Source organism: Flavobacterium sp. KACC 22763, assembly GCF_028736155.1.
In the GTDB taxonomy this organism is placed as follows: Bacteria; Bacteroidota; Bacteroidia; order Flavobacteriales; family Flavobacteriaceae; genus Flavobacterium.
In genome coordinates this window covers 3935740-3954234 of the sequence record NZ_CP117879.1, presented here as the reverse complement: position 1 = coordinate 3954234, position 18495 = coordinate 3935740, and the positions used below count along the sequence as shown (strand labels likewise).

At 33.6% G+C, this 18495-nt stretch carries 14 protein-coding genes; 10 read left to right on the top strand and 4 right to left on the bottom strand.

Going from position 1 to position 18495, the window contains the following annotated elements; translation table 11 throughout:
- Nucleotides 1-29: 29 nt before the first annotated feature.
- The gene (locus PQ463_RS16605; RefSeq protein ID WP_274254618.1) at nt 30-1175 is read left to right on the top strand and encodes an ATP-binding protein; all 1146 of its coding nucleotides are present in this window, start codon (nt 30-32) and stop codon (nt 1173-1175) included.
- Nucleotides 1176-1260: 85 nt separating this feature from the next.
- Here PQ463_RS16605 and PQ463_RS16600 read toward each other — a convergent pair whose 3' ends face one another.
- On the bottom strand, nt 1261-2004 hold the full coding sequence (locus PQ463_RS16600) for a DUF3298 and DUF4163 domain-containing protein (protein WP_274254617.1): 744 nt from the start codon (nt 2002-2004) through the stop codon (nt 1261-1263).
- A 104-nt stretch (nt 2005-2108) separates the two neighbouring features.
- Between PQ463_RS16600 and PQ463_RS16595 the strand changes: the two genes are divergently transcribed.
- A complete protein-coding gene (locus PQ463_RS16595) occupies nt 2109-3251 on the top strand; it encodes a cystathionine gamma-synthase (protein ID WP_111377507.1) in 1143 nt (380 codons plus the stop codon).
- A 187-nt stretch (nt 3252-3438) separates the two neighbouring features.
- On the opposite strand, the gene PQ463_RS16590 is transcribed toward PQ463_RS16595, so the two are convergent.
- Nucleotides 3439-4230, bottom strand: coding sequence for a THC0290_0291 family protein (locus PQ463_RS16590; RefSeq protein WP_274254616.1), 792 nt, complete (start codon nt 4228-4230; stop codon nt 3439-3441).
- A 327-nt stretch (nt 4231-4557) separates the two neighbouring features.
- Here PQ463_RS16590 and gdhA point away from each other — a divergent pair, with 327 nt between their 5' ends.
- From gdhA to PQ463_RS16565, 5 genes are all read left to right on the top strand, one after another.
- Nucleotides 4558-5901 (top strand): NADP-specific glutamate dehydrogenase, encoded by a 1344-nt coding sequence (gene gdhA, locus PQ463_RS16585; protein ID WP_111377505.1) that lies wholly within the window; start codon nt 4558-4560, stop codon nt 5899-5901.
- Nucleotides 5902-6028: 127 nt separating this feature from the next.
- Nucleotides 6029-8311 (top strand): type IX secretion system anionic LPS delivery protein PorZ, encoded by a 2283-nt coding sequence (gene porZ / locus PQ463_RS16580; protein ID WP_274257968.1) that lies wholly within the window; start codon nt 6029-6031, stop codon nt 8309-8311.
- A gap of 86 nt (nt 8312-8397) precedes the next feature.
- Nucleotides 8398-9111 carry a DNA repair protein RecO gene (recO, locus tag PQ463_RS16575; protein WP_274254615.1) on the top strand — a complete coding sequence of 238 codons (714 nt, stop codon included), beginning with the start codon at nt 8398-8400 and terminating at the stop codon, nt 9109-9111.
- A 130-nt stretch (nt 9112-9241) separates the two neighbouring features.
- Nucleotides 9242-12643: an isoleucine--tRNA ligase gene (ileS, locus tag PQ463_RS16570; protein ID WP_274254614.1), complete on the top strand. Its 3402-nt coding sequence runs from the start codon at nt 9242-9244 to the stop codon at nt 12641-12643.
- 7 nt (nt 12644-12650) lie between these two features.
- Nucleotides 12651-13031 (top strand): TraR/DksA family transcriptional regulator, encoded by a 381-nt coding sequence (locus tag PQ463_RS16565; protein ID WP_012022792.1) that lies wholly within the window; start codon nt 12651-12653, stop codon nt 13029-13031.
- A 260-nt stretch (nt 13032-13291) separates the two neighbouring features.
- Here the strand turns inward: PQ463_RS16565 and PQ463_RS16560 are convergent, their stop codons facing one another.
- Nucleotides 13292-13672 (bottom strand): hypothetical protein, encoded by a 381-nt coding sequence (locus tag PQ463_RS16560; protein WP_274254613.1) that lies wholly within the window; start codon nt 13670-13672, stop codon nt 13292-13294.
- 35 nt (nt 13673-13707) lie between these two features.
- Nucleotides 13708-14064: a roadblock/LC7 domain-containing protein gene (locus tag PQ463_RS16555; protein WP_109190909.1), complete on the bottom strand. Its 357-nt coding sequence runs from the start codon at nt 14062-14064 to the stop codon at nt 13708-13710.
- 181 nt (nt 14065-14245) lie between these two features.
- On the opposite strand from PQ463_RS16555, the gene PQ463_RS16550 reads away from it, so the two are divergent.
- The 3 genes from PQ463_RS16550 (at nt 14246) to PQ463_RS16540 (ending at nt 18471) form a co-directional block, all read left to right on the top strand.
- The gene (locus tag PQ463_RS16550; protein ID WP_111365665.1) at nt 14246-14461 is read left to right on the top strand and encodes a hypothetical protein; all 216 of its coding nucleotides are present in this window, start codon (nt 14246-14248) and stop codon (nt 14459-14461) included.
- Nucleotides 14462-14580: 119 nt separating this feature from the next.
- On the top strand, nt 14581-15180 hold the full coding sequence (locus tag PQ463_RS16545) for a lipoprotein signal peptidase (RefSeq protein WP_274254612.1): 600 nt from the start codon (nt 14581-14583) through the stop codon (nt 15178-15180).
- 132 nt (nt 15181-15312) lie between these two features.
- Nucleotides 15313-18471: a UvrD-helicase domain-containing protein gene (locus PQ463_RS16540; RefSeq protein ID WP_274254611.1), complete on the top strand. Its 3159-nt coding sequence runs from the start codon at nt 15313-15315 to the stop codon at nt 18469-18471.
- Nucleotides 18472-18495: the final 24 nt, after the last annotated feature.

Below are 18495 nucleotides of genomic sequence, written 5' to 3'. Positions count from 1 at the left end.
AGTGCAATTCGTGGCAAAATAAAACCGACATGATTAATAAGCGCCTTTTAATTAAAAATCTCCTCGCTCATAATGACGAAAGCAGTTTTTATGATAAGAAAAGGCAATTGAATCTTCATTCCAGAGAAGGAAAAGGAAAGTTCTTAAAGCACATTTGCGCATTATCCAATTCAAATCCAAACAATAATTCTTATATCGTAGTTGGAGTAGAAGATCAGGATAACGAAATTGTCGGTGATGACTTCTTTGATGATAGCCGAATTCAAAATCTGGTCAACGCTTTCTTAGAAAATCCACCGAAAATTCAATATGAAAACGTTCCTTTTCCCAATCTTCCAAAAGACAAAGTAATCGGTCTGGTTACCATCAAACCTAAAAGCAAAATCTCTTACTTTAAAAAAGGAATTCACACTATTCTTGCCAACAGCATTTTTATAAGACGTGGCAGTAATTCGATCCCTCTAGAAGAACACGAAGAAATCGAAAAAAGCAATCAGAATACGGAAACGGTAATCGGGATTGAAAATAGTTCTCGAAATAGTATTCAATATACTTTAGACGGAGTTATCGATTTTATGAATTTCCGACATAAAGATATGTCTCCGAAATATCATGTTTTTAAAGAATTGTTTGTAATCTGCTGGGCTGGAGTTCCTAAAAAACTGCGTGATAAAACATATCTTTCAAGAGTTGACATCGAATTGATAAACGAACAGATTAAACTTTTTTATTCTGCACAAGATGTGGTTACGATCGATTATAATGATGATACTTTTACCATAACAGAATATGTTCCTTTAGGCTTAAATGACAAAACGAGTTATTATCCGCTAGAAGAGCAAACGATTTATTTTTTTGATAACGGATATTATAAAATTGATCGACAAATGCTTTTTCAGCCACCTGAGTTTAACCGAAAAATGCTGCATCATATTTATAATTCTAATATAGCGCTGCTTAGAAAACTGGAGAAAGAAATTTCTCTATCTGAACGCGAAATGAAAGATCTGGAAAACCTTCCTTCTACTTTTATGATTTGTTATTTGAATGGTTTTGAAGATGCCAGACAGAAGTTAATTGATGCAAAATTATTACTGAAACCTTATAAAAATATCTATTCTTCTTTTAAAGAGGCTTTGAGAGTTTTGCGTAAGATGAAGTATGATGTTCAATAGAAAGGTGCAAAGGTTCAGAGAAACAAAGTGACAAAGGTTTTCCAGTAGAGACGCACTGCAGTGCGTCTAACTCATGTTGAAATTATTATTGAAAATTCAAATACTTTTTTACTTCTTCATACGGAAATACAAGTTCTTTTGGGCCGTCTGCGTAAGATGCGGCTTCGTATGAGTTATAGTATAAAAGTAAACCTTGAGAAGTATAAAAAATGTTTTGAGGCAACTGAAATTTATCATTTTCAAACATTAAACCCGTAGCATTAATATTGGCTTTTTCTGGAATTTTATATTTTGATCTAAAAGTTTTTTCGGCGAAAGCTTTAAACTCATTTTCGTTTTTAAATAACTGTTTGTTGAAAATGGTTTTTCCTGTTTTTTTATCAAACAATAATGATCGGTAGCCTTGATAGCCGTGAGCGCCGCCAGTAAATGTATAATGGTCGATTTTAAGGTTTAAAACTTGATCGGATTCAAATTCGACATTTCCAATAATTTTTGCTTCCCATCCAAAAGTGTCATTTGGGAATTTTTGATGCATTTCTTCGTATGAGGTAATAAACGATTTTGCCAACGATTTATAATCATCAACTTTTACTGAATCTTCTTCGAAAAATACAATCTCTTTTATAACAGCAAAAACTTTTTTATTAATGCTGTCTGATGTTACTTTAATATTTTTAGCAATTGGAACTTCTATCGTGATTTTCGGGCAGTCATTTGCACACGGGATAGTAGATTTCTCTTCAAACGTTTCATTTTCAAATGAAAGCTCTTTTTTGCAACTTGTAAAAATCAAACACAAAAAGATTATAAATAAGTAATTTTTCATATCAAAAAGTGTTAATTATCTACAAAGGTAAGAAGTTGTGTCGCGATAAAATAAATTAAGCGGTAAATTTGTAAAAGAATTAAGGAATTTAAATTTATAACTATATGAAATTCAATACAAAAGTAATACACGGCGGGCAGCATCATGATCCAAGTACAGGTGCAGTTATGCCGCCAGTATATCAAACTTCAACATTTGTGCAAACAAGCCCAGGGAAGCCTTTGGCAGATTACGAATATAGTAGAGCTTCAAATCCGACGCGTACTGCTTTAGAAGACGCTTTGGCAAGTATTGAAAACGGAACCCGCGGATTGGCATTTTCGTCTGGTCTTGCAGCTACAGATTGCGTTTTAAGATCGTTTAAAGCGGGAGACGAAATCATTGCAATGGATGATTTGTACGGAGGAACTTACAGAATGTTTTCTCGTGTTTACAAAGATTCAGGTATTAAATTTCATTTTGTTGATATGACGAATATCGAAAAATTGAAAAGTTTAATCAATGAAAATACTAAACTGATTTGGGTAGAAACACCAACCAATCCGTTGATGAAATTGGCAGATATTCAGGAAATAGCTAAAATCACTCAAGAGAAAAAAATTCTTCTTGCTGTAGATAATACTTTTGCAACTCCTTATTTACAGAAACCTCTTGATTTAGGAGCTGATATTGTAATGCACTCTGCTACAAAATATTTAGGAGGTCATTCTGATGTTATTGCTGGAGCTTTAATTGTAAAAGACGCAGCCCTTGGAGATCAATTGCATTTTCAACAATTTGCAACAGGAGCAACTCTTGGGCCAATGGATAGTTTTTTGGTTTTAAGAGGAATTAAAACTTTGGCTTTAAGAGTTCAGAGACACTGTGAAAATGGAGAAAAGGTGGTAGAATACTTAAGTAATCACCCAAAGATTAAAACAGTTTATTATCCAGGTTTAAAAAACCATCCGTTTCACGAAATTGCAAAGAAACAAATGAAAGCTTTTGGAGGAATGGTTTCGTTTGATTTCAAATCTGGTAAAAAAGAAGATTCTATTGCGTTTTTAGAAAAACTGAAAGTATTTACATTGGCTGAATCTTTAGGCGGAGTAGAATCATTGGCCAATCACCCGGCATTAATGACACACGCGTCAATTCCTGCAGATAAAAGAGCAGAGGTTGGTATAACTGATGATTTGGTTCGATTGAGTGTTGGTATCGAAGATGCAGAAGATTTAATCGCAGATTTAGAGCAAGCGCTTTCTTAAAAAAGAAATTCCAATAAACTAAAATCCCAAATTCCAATTTTGATTACTTTGGAATTTGGGATTTTTATATTTTAGGATTTAAAATTTTTTAGAATATTCAGATACTAAATATGTCTAATGAAAAATCCCAAATTCCAGTTTAATAGTTTTGGAATTTGGGATTTCATATCTTGGTTTTTAATTCTTTTTAGAATTCTAAATAGTAGATGTATCCAAAGTTAAACCAAACCTGCCAGTCGTTAGCTTTGTTTTCTTTGTAAATATCTTTATTTGGGTTTAATCCGTCGATCCAATCTGTGCTGTACATATGAAAACGAGTTTCAAACATTAAATCACTCATGTCAGTCAGTTTGTAATGTACACCAACTGCTGCTGTTGCTGCTAAAGCCACGCCAGTTTCAGTAGAAAATCCGTGTGCACGTCCATCAGAAGGAGTTAAATATTTTCCTGGAGTATTAGCAGGAAGCGTCATGTCTCCTAAACGAGATCCAATCTTTGCAGAATAATAGCTTGCTTGGATACCTAAAGCTCCGTACGGACTGAAGCTACCAACTGTGTTTTCAAAATCGTGAATTTTCATAAAAGGAGAAAATTCAATCTGTGCTCCCAAACTTACTATACTTGAGCTTGCGTGCATGTTTCTTAATTGCGTAGCAAATAATCCATTAGGTTTATGTTCAACCCATTGGCCATGATGCTTTAAAGTAGTTTTGCTATAAGACAGATCAGATCTTACTTTAAAATGTTCTGTGAAAAAGTTTTCTCTATTGTTATTGGCAGAGAAGTTAATAAAGTGCATGACTCCAATGCCAAAACCTGTGTTTCCAACATTATTATCAAAGTTGTTTCTCTCTCCAAAATCGGACTGTAAAGTTACTGGTCCTGCATAGATTCCGATCTCTTGGGCTATTCCTTGTGCTGATACAGCAGTTGAGATGCCCAATAAGGCAAATAATGTGATAAATAGGTGCTTAGGCATTTTTTTGGGGCTTACAAATCGAGGCAAATATATAAAAAACCTAATCGATTCAAAATATTAAATTGCTGTATTGAAAAATAAGTAACAAAATACTTAATTTACTAACTTTTAAAAGGTGATTTGCATGTAAACACCTACATGAAAAATGTGTTTTTTTTGGAATGTTTGAAAAAACCACAAATCGTTTCAAAAAAGTGAAAAATGTAACATCGAATCATTATTTGCTATATCTTTGTCAGTTAAAACGAAAACGTTTTCTTAAACGGGTTTTCTTATTTTTATAAGAGTAAAAATTAAATCTAAATTATCTGAAAATTTATTTCAAAGATGGAACAAAAAATAAATGAGTTTATGGCTCTTGTTGAGTCAAAAAATCCAAATGAGCCAGAATTTCTTCAAGCAGTTAGAGAATTTGCAGAAACTGTAATTCCGTTTATATCTGAGCGTAAAAAATATGATGGAAAGAATATTCTTTTAAGAATCGCTGAACCAGAAAGATCAATAATATTCAGAGTTCCGTGGGTAGACGATAAAGGAGAAATTATTGTAAATAGAGGTTTTAGAATTCAGATGAACTCTGCAATCGGACCTTATAAAGGAGGAATTAGATTTCACCATACAGTAAATCTATCAGTTTTAAAATTCCTTGCTTTCGAACAAGTTTTCAAAAACAGTTTAACAACTCTTCCAATGGGTGGAGGTAAAGGTGGTTCTGATTTTGATCCAGAAGGAAAATCTGATGCAGAAATTATGCGTTTCTGCCAGTCATTCATGACAGAATTATGCCGTCATATTGGTCCAGATCTTGACGTTCCAGCTGGAGATATTGGTGTTGGAGCAAGAGAAATTGGTTATTTGTTCGGACAATATAAAAGAATTAGAAATGAATTTACTGGAGTTTTAACTGGAAAAGGTTTGGCTTACGGAGGTTCATTAATCAGACCTGAAGCTACAGGATATGGAGTGGTTTATTTTACAGATCAAATGCTTCGTACTATCGGACATGAGATTAAAGGTAAAAGAGTAGCTATTTCAGGATTCGGAAATGTAGCTTGGGGAGTAGCTTTAAAAGTAAATGAATTAGGAGGTAAAGTAGTTACAATCTCTGGACCTGACGGATACATTTATGACGAAGAAGGTATCTCTGGAGAAAAAATTGACCATATGGTTGAAATGAGAGCTACTGGAGATAATAGAGCAGAAAGATATTTAGAGAAATATCCAAACGCGATATTCCATAAAGGGAAAAGCCCTTGGGAAGTAAAAGTAGATATCGCTATTCCATGTGCTACTCAAAACGAATTAAACGGAGAGGATGCTAAGAAATTAATCGATAATGGTGTTTTATGTGTGACTGAAGCTGCAAACATGCCTTCTACATTAGATGCTATTAAACTTTTCTTAGATAATAAAGTATTATTCGCGCCAGGAAAAGCTGCAAATGCTGGTGGTGTTGCCGCTTCTGGATTAGAAATGACTCAAAACTCAATCCGTTTAAACTGGACAAGTGAAGAAGTTGACTTGAGATTGAAGGAAATCATGATCGGAATTCATAACCAATGTAAAAAATACGGTGCTGAAGAAGACGGATATGTGAACTACGTAAAAGGAGCAAACATTGCCGGATTTGTGAAAGTTGCCGATGCGATGCTTGCACAAGGTGTTGTTTAAGATTTACTTACTACTATAAAAAATACCCTCGATTATCGTCATAAGATATCGAGGGTATTTTATTTGTGCTAAAAATTAAATAAAATCTTGTTTGTAGTATATTTGCCCTAATCGAATACATTAAATGATGAAAAAAGTATTTTTCTGCAGTTTGTTTTTACTTCTCATTCAGTTGTGCGAGGCACAAGGCAAACTGTCTTGGCAGGGATATTTTTCATTTAATGAAATAAAAGATATTTCTGAGTCGGCTACGAGTGTATTTGCTGCTTCAGAAAATGCATTGTTTGCAAAAAATACGGCGACAAATATTCTTAAAACCACGACCACCGTTGACGGGCTATCAGGTCAGACCATTTCTGCGGTTTATTATAGTGAGACATTCAAAAAAACAATAATCGGCTACGAAAATGGCTTGATGATTTTGATTAATGATGTTGACGGAAGTATTCTAAAAGTAGTTGATATAATTAATAAACAACTGCCAGCAAACACAAAAAAGATCAATCATTTTATGGAAGATCATGGGCTGGTTTATGTTTCTTGTGATTTTGGAATTGTGCAATTTAATTTGAAAACTTCTCAGTTTGGTGATACTTATTTTATTGGTGATAACGGCGCTGAAATAAGCGTTAAACAAACCACTATATTTAACGGATTTATTTTTGCAGCAACATCGAGTGGTATTAGAAAAGCAGATAAGACGAATGGCAATCTTATAGATTACAAGCAATGGTCGGTTGTAAATGGCGGAAATTGGTCTAGTGTAGAGGCTTTAGATACTGAGCTTATTGCGATAAATGATTCTGGATATATTCATAGATTCAATGCAAATACATTTGTTGGGTTTTTGCAATTGCCTCAGACAGCTGTAGATACAAGAGCAAAAAATCATAGTTTATTTGTTACCACTGCCAATACGGTTTATGTTTATAATAATCAGATGGTACTGAACCGACAAATTACAAATTCTCAGGTTTTAGATAATACTTTAAATTTTAGCTGTGCAACGGCAGTTGGAAATCAGATTTTTATTGGAACAAAAGAAAAAGGATTGTTTGTCTCTTCTCTCAATACTATTGCCGCTTTTGAGAATAATACGCCTGCGGGGCCTGTTCGAAACAATATTTTTGCCATAGATGCAGGTTCAAGTGTTTTATGGGCGGTTTATGGCGATTATGATGTTTCCTATAATCCTTATCCTTTAGATAATTACGGAATCAGTAAGTATAATGCTTCAGGATGGCTGAATATTCCGTATTCTGAAGTGTATGATGCAAAATCAATTGCAAAGGTTCTTATTAACCCAAACAATGAAAAACAAGTTTATGCAAGTTCATTTTTTTCTGGTTTGGTGAAAGTTGAAAATGATGTTCCGACTTTTTTATACAACGAAAAAAATAGCGGTTTAGAATCCTTAACAACAGGAGATCCAAATTATATTGATATCCGTATCAATGCAACAGCATTTGATAAATCTGCAAATCTTTGGGTAACAAACAGCCGAATTAAAAATGGGCTCAAAGTTTTAAAGGCAAATGGACAATGGGGAAGTTATGCTATGACTGCTATTTTAGACAATGCTGGGGAAAGTAATTATTCGAGTTTGGTTATTGACCGTAATAATGTAAAATGGATTGGAACCAATAAAGATGGAGTTGTTGGTTTTAATGAAAGTGGTAATGTCTTCAAAAAAATGACTTTTGGAGTTGATACAGGAAATCTGCCTATTGCAGATATTAGAGCTTTAGCTTTAGACACAAAAAATCAGCTTTGGATTGGGACAACAAAAGGTTTGAGAGTTTTATCAAATATCGGAAGTTTTCAGTCGGAAAGTCAGCTAAAAGCAAATGCAATTATTATTACAGAAGACGATTTGGCTCAAGAGTTATTATATGAGCAGTTTATTACTTCTATTGTAGTTGATGGCGCAAACAATAAATGGATTGGAACTGCCGATTCTGGAGTTTTTATGGTTTCGCCAAATGGTCAGGAAACCAAATATCATTTTACCATAAATAATTCTCCGTTACCAAGCAATTATGTAAACGATATCAAGATAAATGCTAAAACGGGAGAAGTTTTTATTGCAACCAATAAAGGATTAGTTTCATTTAACGGAATTGCAACAGATGCAAACGATGATTTGAGTAATGTATATGTTTATCCAAATCCGGTTCGCCCAAATTATAACGGAACAGTAAAAGTTGCTGGATTAATTGATAAAGCAAATGTTAAAATTACTGACATTGCAGGCAATTTAGTTTACGAAACAACTTCGGAAGGCGGAACGATCGAGTGGGATACAACTGCTTTTGGAAAATACAAAGTAGCTTCTGGAGTTTATATGGTTTTTATTTCTGCAGAAGATGGTGGGGAAACTAAGGTTAAAAAAATAATGATAATTCGTTAGTATTCAGTCGCAGTTTTCGGTCACAGTCACAGTTTTTAGTTTTGGATAGAAATCTAAAATCTAAAATCTACAATCTAAAATTAAAAATGCTCGTCAAAACAAAAGCCATAGTAATTTCAGCATTAAAATTTCAGGAAAAAAGCTTGATTGTAAAATGCTTTACACTTTCAAGCGGACTGAAATCTTATTTTGTGCGTGATGCTTTTTCTAGCAGAAAGGCAAGTCAGAAGATTGCCTATTTTCAGCCGTTTTCGATTTTAGAAATTGAAGCTGTCCATAAAAATAAAGGCACGCTTGAAAATTTTAAAGAAATAAAAACGGCCGTTCCATTTCAAAGCATTCACACTGACATTGTGAAAAGTACAATGGTAATGTTTCTTTCAGAAATGCTCCATTATTCCATTCAGGAAGAAGAAAAAAACGAACAGCTTTTCTTGTTTTTAGAAACGGCGCTAACTTGGTTAGATCATCATGATGAAATTTCTAACTTTCATTTAATACTCCTCTTAGAAATTACAAAATACCTCGGTTTTTATCCTGATTTGTCAGAGGTTAATCTTCCTTTTTTTGAAATGAATGAAGGGATTTTTACTCTTTTTCAGAATGGGAATGTACTTTCGGAACATGAAACCAATCTGTTTAAAAAACTCCTTGAATTAAAATTTGATAATGATCAAAAAGTTTTTCATGTTTTGGAAAGACAAATTCTACTGAGAATTCTGATTGATTATTACAGTTTACATTTAGAAGGATTCAAAAAACCTAAATCTTTAGAGGTTTTAAAGGAAGTTTTCTCTTAAATCAATAAAAAAGATATTATTTGTTGCGGAATCTACTCAAAATTTCCTTGAATTGGTCTTTTTTACCTTATCTTTTATCTATTTTCCTCAAAATTCCTTACTTTCGCACCTCGTTTAAGAAAAGGATAAAATGAGTACAAAATTTACTGAATACAAAGGACTTGACTTGCCAACTGTAGCGTCTGAAGTTCTTGATTTTTGGAAGAAAGAAAATATATTTGAAAAGAGTGTAACAACTCGCGAAGGTGCTGAGCCTTTCGTATTTTTTGAAGGTCCGCCTTCAGCAAACGGATTGCCTGGTATTCACCACGTAATGGCACGTGCGATTAAAGACATTTTTTGCAGATATAAGACTCAGAAAGGTTTTCAAGTAAAAAGAAAAGCTGGATGGGATACTCACGGTTTGCCTGTGGAATTGGGTACCGAAAAAGAATTAGGAATTACAAAAGAAGATATTGGCAAGACCATTTCTATCGAAGAATATAACGAAGCGTGTAAAAAAACCGTTATGCGTTATACGGACGTATGGAATGATTTGACCGAAAAAATGGGGTATTGGGTTGATATGGATGATCCGTATGTGACTTATAAACCAAAATATATGGAATCTGTTTGGTGGCTTTTGAAACAAATCTACGATAAAGGTTTGTTGTACAAAGGATACACGATTCAACCGTATTCTCCAAAAGCAGGAACTGGATTGTCTTCTCACGAAGTAAATCAGCCTGGAGCTTATAGAGATGTTACGGATACTACAATTGTAGCGCAATTCAAAACTTTATCAGAAACACTGCCGAACTTTTTACAAGGATTTGGAGATATTCACATTTTAGCTTGGACGACAACGCCTTGGACACTTCCGTCAAATACAGCCTTGACAGTTGGGCCAAAAATCGATTATGTTTTAGTTAAAACTTTCAATCAATATACTTTTGAGCCAATCAATGTGATTTTGGCTAAAAACTTAGTTGGAAAACAATTCGGAAAAGGATATTTCGTAAGTGAAGACGATGCTGATTTTGACAATGTAAAAAATGGCGACAAAAAATTGCCATACAAAATCTTAACAGAAGCGAAAGGAGCAGATTTAGTAGAAATCCGTTACGAGCAATTATTGCCATACGTATTGCCATACCAAAATGCTGAAAATGCATTTAGAGTAATTTCTGGAGATTTCGTTACAACAGAAGACGGAACAGGAATCGTGCATACGGCTCCGACTTTTGGTGCAGATGATGCTAAAGTAGCAAAAGAAGCTAAGCCAGAAGTACCGCCAATGTTGGTTTTAGACGAAAACGGAACAGCAGTTCCTTTAGTTGATTTGCAAGGAAAATTCACTTCTCATGTAGGTGATTTGGCTGGTAAATATGTTAAAAACGAATATTACGATGCAGGACAAGCTCCAGAGAAATCTGTAGATGTTGAAATCGCTATTCGTCTTAAAGAAGAAAACAAAGCTTTTAAAGTTGAAAAATACGTGCACAGTTATCCACACAGCTGGAGAACAGACGAGCCGTTATTATACTATCCTCTAGATTCATGGTTCATCAAAGTAACCGATGTAAAAGATAGAATGTTCGATCTGAACGAAACTATCAATTGGAAACCTAAATCTACTGGTGAAGGACGTTTTGGAAATTGGCTTAAAAATGCTAATGATTGGAACTTATCTCGTTCTAGATATTGGGGAATTCCGTTGCCAATTTGGAGAACAGAAGATAAAACAGAAGAAGTTATTATCGGTTCTGTTGAAGAATTGTACAATGCAATCGAAAAGTCAATCGAAGCAGGTTTCCAAAAAGAAAATCCGTTTAAAGGGTTTGAGATTGGAAATATGTCTGAATCAAACTATGATTTAATTGATTTGCACAAAAATGTTGTTGATGCTATCACTTTGGTTTCGGCTTCTGGAAAACCAATGAAGCGCGAAAGTGATCTAATCGACGTTTGGTTTGATTCTGGAGCGATGCCTTATGCACAATGGCACTATCCTTTTGAGAACAAAGATAAAATTGACGGAAACAAAGATTTTCCAGCGAATTTCATTGCCGAAGGAGTAGATCAGACTCGTGGATGGTTCTATACCTTACACGCTATCGGAACTTTAGTTTTTGATAAAATAGCGTACAAAAACGTAGTTTCAAATGGTCTTGTTTTGGATAAAAACGGAATTAAAATGTCTAAGAGTAAAGGAAATACCATAGACCCGTTTAAAACCATTGCAGAAAACGGCCCAGATGCTACACGTTGGTATATGATTATGAATGCAAATCCGTGGGATAACTTGAAGTTTGACCTTGAAGGAATTGCTGAGGTGAAACGTAAATTCTTCGGAACACTTTATAATACCTATTCGTTCTTCTCGTTATATGCAAACATCGACGGATTTAAATATGCTGAAGCCGAAATTCCGTTAAACGAAAGACCTGAAATTGATCAATGGATTATTTCTGAATTACATTCGCTAATCAAATTTGTTGACGAATGCTACGAAGATTATGAACCAACAAAAGCGACAAGAGCCATTTCTGACTTCGTTCAGGAAAACTTAAGTAACTGGTACGTTCGTTTATGCCGTCGTCGTTTCTGGAAAGGAGAATACGCTAAAGATAAAATTGCGGCTTACCAAACGCTTTATACTTGTTTACTTACAATCAGTAAACTTAGCGCTCCAGTAGCTCCATTTTTTATGGATAAATTATACAGAGATTTGACAGCTTCTACGGGAACCGAGGATTTTGCTAGTGTTCACTTGGCAGAATTCCCAAAATTTGTCGAAAACTTTGTTAATAAAACGTTGGAAAGCAAAATGCAGAAGGCGCAAACGATCTCATCTTTGGTGTTGTCACTACGTAAAAAAGAGATGATTAAAGTTCGTCAACCTCTGCAAAAGGTAATGATTCCAGTACTTGACGAGAATCAGCGTGCTGAAATCGAAGCAATTTCGGACCTTGTAAAAGCCGAAGTGAACGTGAAAGAAATTGAACTTTTAGACGATGCTTCAGGTATTTTAGTGAAACAGATTAAGCCTAATTTTAAAGCTCTTGGACCACGTTTTGGTAAAGATATGGGTCTGATTTCTAAGGAGATACAAGGTTTTTCTGCAGATCAGATTAACCAGCTAGACAAGCAAGGGACGCTAGATATTGTTATTGCAGGAAATAGTGTAACTTTATCATTAGAAGATGTGGAAATTACATCACAAGATATCGAAGGATGGTTGGTTGCTAATTCAAACGGAATAACAGTTGCGCTTGATATTACTCTTACCGAAGAATTAAAAAATGAAGGTATCGCTAGAGAATTAGTTAATAGAATACAAAACATTCGTAAAGATTCAGGATTTGAGGTTACGGATAAGATTAAAGTTCAAATAAAACGAGACGGTATTTTAGAAGATGCAGTTTCAAAAAATGAAGACTATATTAAGTCAGAAACATTAACAGACGAACTGGTTTTTGCTGACACGTTAGAAAACGGCACAGAAATTGAGTTTGATGACATTAGAACCATTATATTAATTTCAAAATAGTTAGAAAATGATAGATGAAATTACAAGATACTCTGACGCAGATTTAGCAGAGTTCAAAGAGATAATCCAAGCAAAAATTAAAAAAGCGCAAGAAGATCTTGATTTGATCAAAAGTGCCTATATGAACGATTTGAATAACGGAACTGACGATACTTCTCCAACTTTTAAAGCTTTTGAAGAAGGAAGTGAGACCATGTCAAAAGAAGCGAACTCTCAGTTGGCTATCAGACAAGAGAAATTCATTCGCGATTTAAAAAATGCTTTATTCCGTGTAGAAAACAAAACATACGGTATCTGCAAAGTAACAGGTAAATTAATTAGCAAAGAAAGGCTTAAAATCGTTCCTCATGCAACAATGAGTATCGAAGCTAAAAACTTGCAGAGATAATTATAAAATATCTTTAGATAGAAAGAAAACGCTCCTAAAAAGGGAGCTTTTTTTTTGTTTAATGTTCACTGAAATTCAGATTTGATGATGTAAATTACTATTGAAAGAAATTATTTATAATTAATCAAGATAAGCTAATTTTAAGGTTGTTTTTTTTGTAAGAATTAAGCAGGTGAAATTACCTAAGATTTTTTGCAATAAATAAAAAAAAACCGCCTTGGTTAGGGGCGGTGTTTTTTAAAAGTAAAATTGTTGCATAATTACGCTAGATTTTTTTCAACGTCTGCTTTGTGTTTTCTTAAAATAGCTCTTGTCATACCTAAATTTGCTTTTGAAGCGTCAGCTGCAAGATAGATCATGAATTTTTTGTTAGGAGAAATATCGATAATGTGAATTTGATTCGATAATGTAATCAAAATATCTTCGATGTCCTGGTTTAAATTAAGTGCTTTTACAGCGCTCAATTTAGCTTTTACAACTTCTAAGTTGTACGCAGCGGCTAATTCAGGATCAAAACTAGGATCGACTGTTAGGTTTCCAAAGCTTAATCCAGATTCAATCTCTGTTACTGCTACAGCGATAAAGCCGTTTACGTTAGTTTTCATTTCATTTAAAAACACGTTTAAAAAATCATTGCTCATAGTTCATTTGGGTTATTTGTTAATAGAATTTTATGTTATTTCAATAGAGAATTTTTGCTTAATTCAACAGAAACTTCTTCTGTAGAACGCATTAATAAGGCCAGATTACTTCCTTCTTTAGAAAAAGCAACGATAAAGTTAGAGCCGCTTATTTTGTTTCCAACAATAACGCCTTCAGCACTTTTTAGGTATAATTGTTTTAGAGAGCCTTTTTCTAAATCAATTAAAAATTTTTCGCTCATAGATAAAATAGCTGCACTCATTGCGGCAATACTGTCGCCGTAGTCAAGATTTAAGGAAGTGATAAGTTTTCCTTTTCCGTTCAAAATTAATGCAGCAGTAGATTTTGTGCTGACAAGAAAGTCGTTTAGTGTAGTTGTGATTTCATTCATGATTTTGTAGGATTTTGGGAGGAATGTTAAATTTAGTTTGTGTTGGTATTCGTTTTCAAAAATTAATGCAAGTTATCCTAAACAAGTGTTAATTTTTATTAACAAATATAAATTAAATTATGTATCATTGTAGTACCAAATCAGTAATAATTTTAATTATTTACGACGAAAAACTTACATTATGGCTAAAGTATTGAAATTCAAAGAAGTAAACTCTGATGTAGAACGCAGAATGAAAGAATTTGAAAAACTGCGTGTTAAATTTAAAGCAGATGTAAAAAAGGGTGAAGCTAAGAAACTGGCTGCCGGAAAAGAGAGCAAAGGAATCTTTAAATCGATTTCAGATTTTTTCTCCGACAGTCCGAAAGCGCCAGCAAAAGCAGCTGTAAAAAAGTAAACTTTACTACGTTTAGATTAGCAGATAAACTTGTTTGGTTTGTTGCAAAAGAATTAACGCTCCTTTAGGAGCGTTTTTTTTGATTTAATTGTTATTTTTGCCCATCAAAAAATCATAAAATGTCATTACGAAAAGCGTATTTCCTTATATTTCTAGTTTTAATTGTTGATCAGCTTTCTAAAATTTATGTCAAAACAAATTTTGTTCTTGGTGAAGAAGTTGTAATTGCTGATTGGTTTAGAATTCATTTTATTGAAAATGAAGGAATGGCTTGGGGAACAAAAATACCAGGAGAATACGGAAAACTGATTCTGACGGTTTTCAGAATCTTTGCTGTTGTTGGAATTGGCTGGTGGCTTTCTGATTCTATAAAAAAACGTCACTCTACATATTTAGTGGTTGCTATTGCTTTGATCTTTGCAGGAGCGGCAGGAAATATTATCGATTCTGTTTTCTATGGAGTTATTTTTGATGACAGCACGCACAACCTTGCAACAATTTTTTCTCCAGCTCCTTATGGAACATGGTTTCATGGATTAGTCGTAGATATGTTTTATTTCCCTATTTGGGAAGGAAATCTTCCAGAATGGCTTCCATTATTCGGTGGAAAGCATTTTGCCTTTTTTAATGCTATTTTTAATATAGCCGATGTTGCAATTTCTACAGGTGTAGGGATACTTTTGGTTTTTAACAGAAGAGCTTTTCCTAAACACGCATAAATTCCAAAATTTTCCAAATTCCAAATTCCAATATTTAGAGCATTCGCAATAAATAGATATTGGAATTTGGAATTTTTCATTATTGGCATTTAATATTATTGTATTATTTTTACAATACTAAAAACCAAACTTATGCAAAGTCCGTCTTTTTTCATTTATGATGCTTCTGCGGGATCAGGAAAGACGTATACATTGGTAAAAGAATATTTAAAAATTATTCTTTCTTCTCCAAAAAACGATGCATACAGAAATATCTTAGCCATAACTTTTACCAATAAGGCTGTTCATGAAATGAAAAGCCGTATTGTTGGAAATTTATCTGAATTTGCAAAAGACGATCCGTCTCCAAAAGCGGCTGATTTAATGGAAGATCTTTCACGCGATACTGGACTTTCGATCATTAAAATTAAAACCAAATCGCAGCAAATCATTAAGCACTTAATTCATAATTATGCTGCTTTTGATATTTCTACTATTGATAAATTTACACATAAAGTTATTCGTGCTTTTGCACATGATCTTAATCTTCCAATGACTTTTGAGGTGACTTTGGATACCGAAAACTTATTGGTTGAAGCTGTTGATGCTATTATTGCGCAAGCGGGTGAAGATGAAACTTTAACCAAATTGCTCATCGATTTCACAATGGAAAAAACCGATGACGACAAAAGTTGGGATATTTCTCGTGAAATTCTCGATACAGGTAGATTGGTTTTGAATGAAAACAATCGAAATGAAATTCTGCATTTTCAAAATAAAACAATCGGAGAGTTTGTTGAGATTAAAAAGAAAATGCAAGGGCTTTGTAAAGAATTGGAAGAAACCAATGAGGGTCTTGCGGCTAAGGCAATTGAATTAATTGATAAAAACGGAATCGACCCAAAGTCATTTTCAAGAGGAACTTTTCCGAACCATTTGCAAAGTATTAGTGACGGGAAATTTAATCCGAAAAATAAAACCTTTCATGAGTTTGATGATATTGCGATTAATAAAACGGCTAAAGACCGAGCGTTAATCGAAAATATTATTCCTGAATTACTTCAAATACTGAAAGAGATTTATCAGAATTTCGAAAAAAGAGATTTTTACAAAGCCTTTCTAAAAAATATTACGCCACTTTCTTTGTTGAACACCGTAAGTAATGAACTTGCAAAGATTCAATCAGAACAGAATATCTTATCCATTTCAGAATTCAACGCAATAATTCACCGCGAAATTCAGAATCAGCCAGCGCCGTTTATTTATGAGCGTTTGGGAGAGCGTTATCGAAATTTCTTTATTGATGAATTTCAAGATACATCAGAAATGCAGTGGCAGAACCTGATTCCGCTGATTGATAATTCGCTTTCTGGTTTGGATGATTTTGGAAATAAAGGAACTCTTATGATTGTTGGAGATCCGAAACAATCTATTTATCGCTGGCGCGGAGGAAAAGCAGAGCAATTTATAGAACTGAGTAAAGAAGAGGTGGCTTTTTTTCATCATGAAAAAGTAGTAAAACATCTCGATACAAACTATAGAAGCTATAGCGAAGTCATTGAGTTTAACAACGCTTTTTTTAAATTGATTTCTAGTGAATTTTCAAATGAAGATTATAAAAATCTGTACGAAAATCATAGTTTTCAAAATATAAATTCGAAAAAAGGCGGTTATGTAAACATTTCATTTCTTCCAATTATTGATAAAAATGATTTTGCAGATGAAGACGATGTTGTAGAAAAATCAGATTTGTATGTTTTAGCAACTTTAAATACGATTCAAGAAGTAGTTAAGCAAGGTTTCGAATATAAAGACATTGTAATCCTGACTAGAAAAAGAGATCAAGGAATTGCAATTGCTAACTATTTGACGGAACAGGGAATTCCGTTGCTGTCTTCGGAAACATTAATGATTCAGAATGCGTCAGAAGTTCGTCTGATCATTCATCTTCTTAGATATTTAAATAATAGCTCAGATCTAGAATCAAAAGCTAACTTTTTGCATTTCTTGGCTTCAACGAAAGATTTGTCAATGCCAGTTCATGATTTTATTGCGATGGGAATGAATCATCGATTTGAAAAAGAATTTGAAGAATGGCTTTTAACTTTTGATGTTTCTTTTTCTTTTGAAGATGTTAGAAAGAAATCTCTGTATGAAGCGGTTGAAATTATCATTTCTAAATTCATTCTTCCATCAGAAGGGAATGCTTATGTGCAGTTTTTCTTGGATATTGTTTTGGAAAGGGATATTAGAAATCAGGCAGGAGTTTCAGATTTTTTAGTTTTTTGGGATAAAAATGCGGAAAAATTTAGCATTCCATCTCCTGAAGGAAATAACGCTGTTCGAATCATGACTATTCATAAGTCTAAAGGTTTGGAATTTCCAGTCGTAATTATGCCTTTTGCAGATGAAGATTATAATCGAAAACCAAAAGATAAGTTGTGGCTAGACACAGAAGAAATAGATTTGGGAGTTCCAAAAGCTTTAGTTGATAATAGTAGTGCGGTTGAAAGTTTTGGAGAAAACGCATCGGCAGTTTTTAATTTAAAAAAACAAGAAGAGCTTTTAGATAATATAAATGTGCTTTATGTTGCTCTTACTCGCGCTGAAGAACAATTGTATGTTATTTCTCAATCGCTAAAAGCTAAAAGTGATGGTGAATATCCGAACAATATGGCTTCCTTTTTTATTAAATTTTTGATTCATGAAGGAGTTTATGATGAAGAAAAATTGAATTACGAATTTGGAAATAAGGCTAGATTGTCAAAAGCGTCAAAAATTATTGATATGGTTAAATCTATTCCAATAGTGAAAGAAGTTTTAAATCCTAAAAATATTAAAATTGCTCAGCGCGAGGCTTTAATGTGGGGAACACATCAGCAGGAAGCGATTTCCTATGGAAACATTGTTCATGAGATTTTGGCTTTTGTTAAAGATAAGTCAGATATTGATTTGGCTGTTACAAAATCGCTCGAAAATGGTTTGATAACTTATGATCAAAAGGATCAAGTACTGCAGACTTTGAAAGAAATTGTAAATCATCCAGAGCTCAATATGTGTTTTGATGGAAATCATACGGTTCTCAATGAGCAGACGATCGTTCAGAAAGAAGGAAGAATTTTAAAGCCAGATCGGATTGTGTTTCTGGAAAACAAAGAGGCTTATTTGTTGGATTATAAAACTGGAGTGTCTAATGCTAAATATCTGCAGCAAATTCAGGAATATCAAGATGCAATTGAAGATTTAGGGTACACAGTGTTAAAAAAAGCTCTTGTATATATAGGAGAGGAAATTGAAGTAGTAAATTTGTGAAAAAATTAATCAGATGTTAAAGAA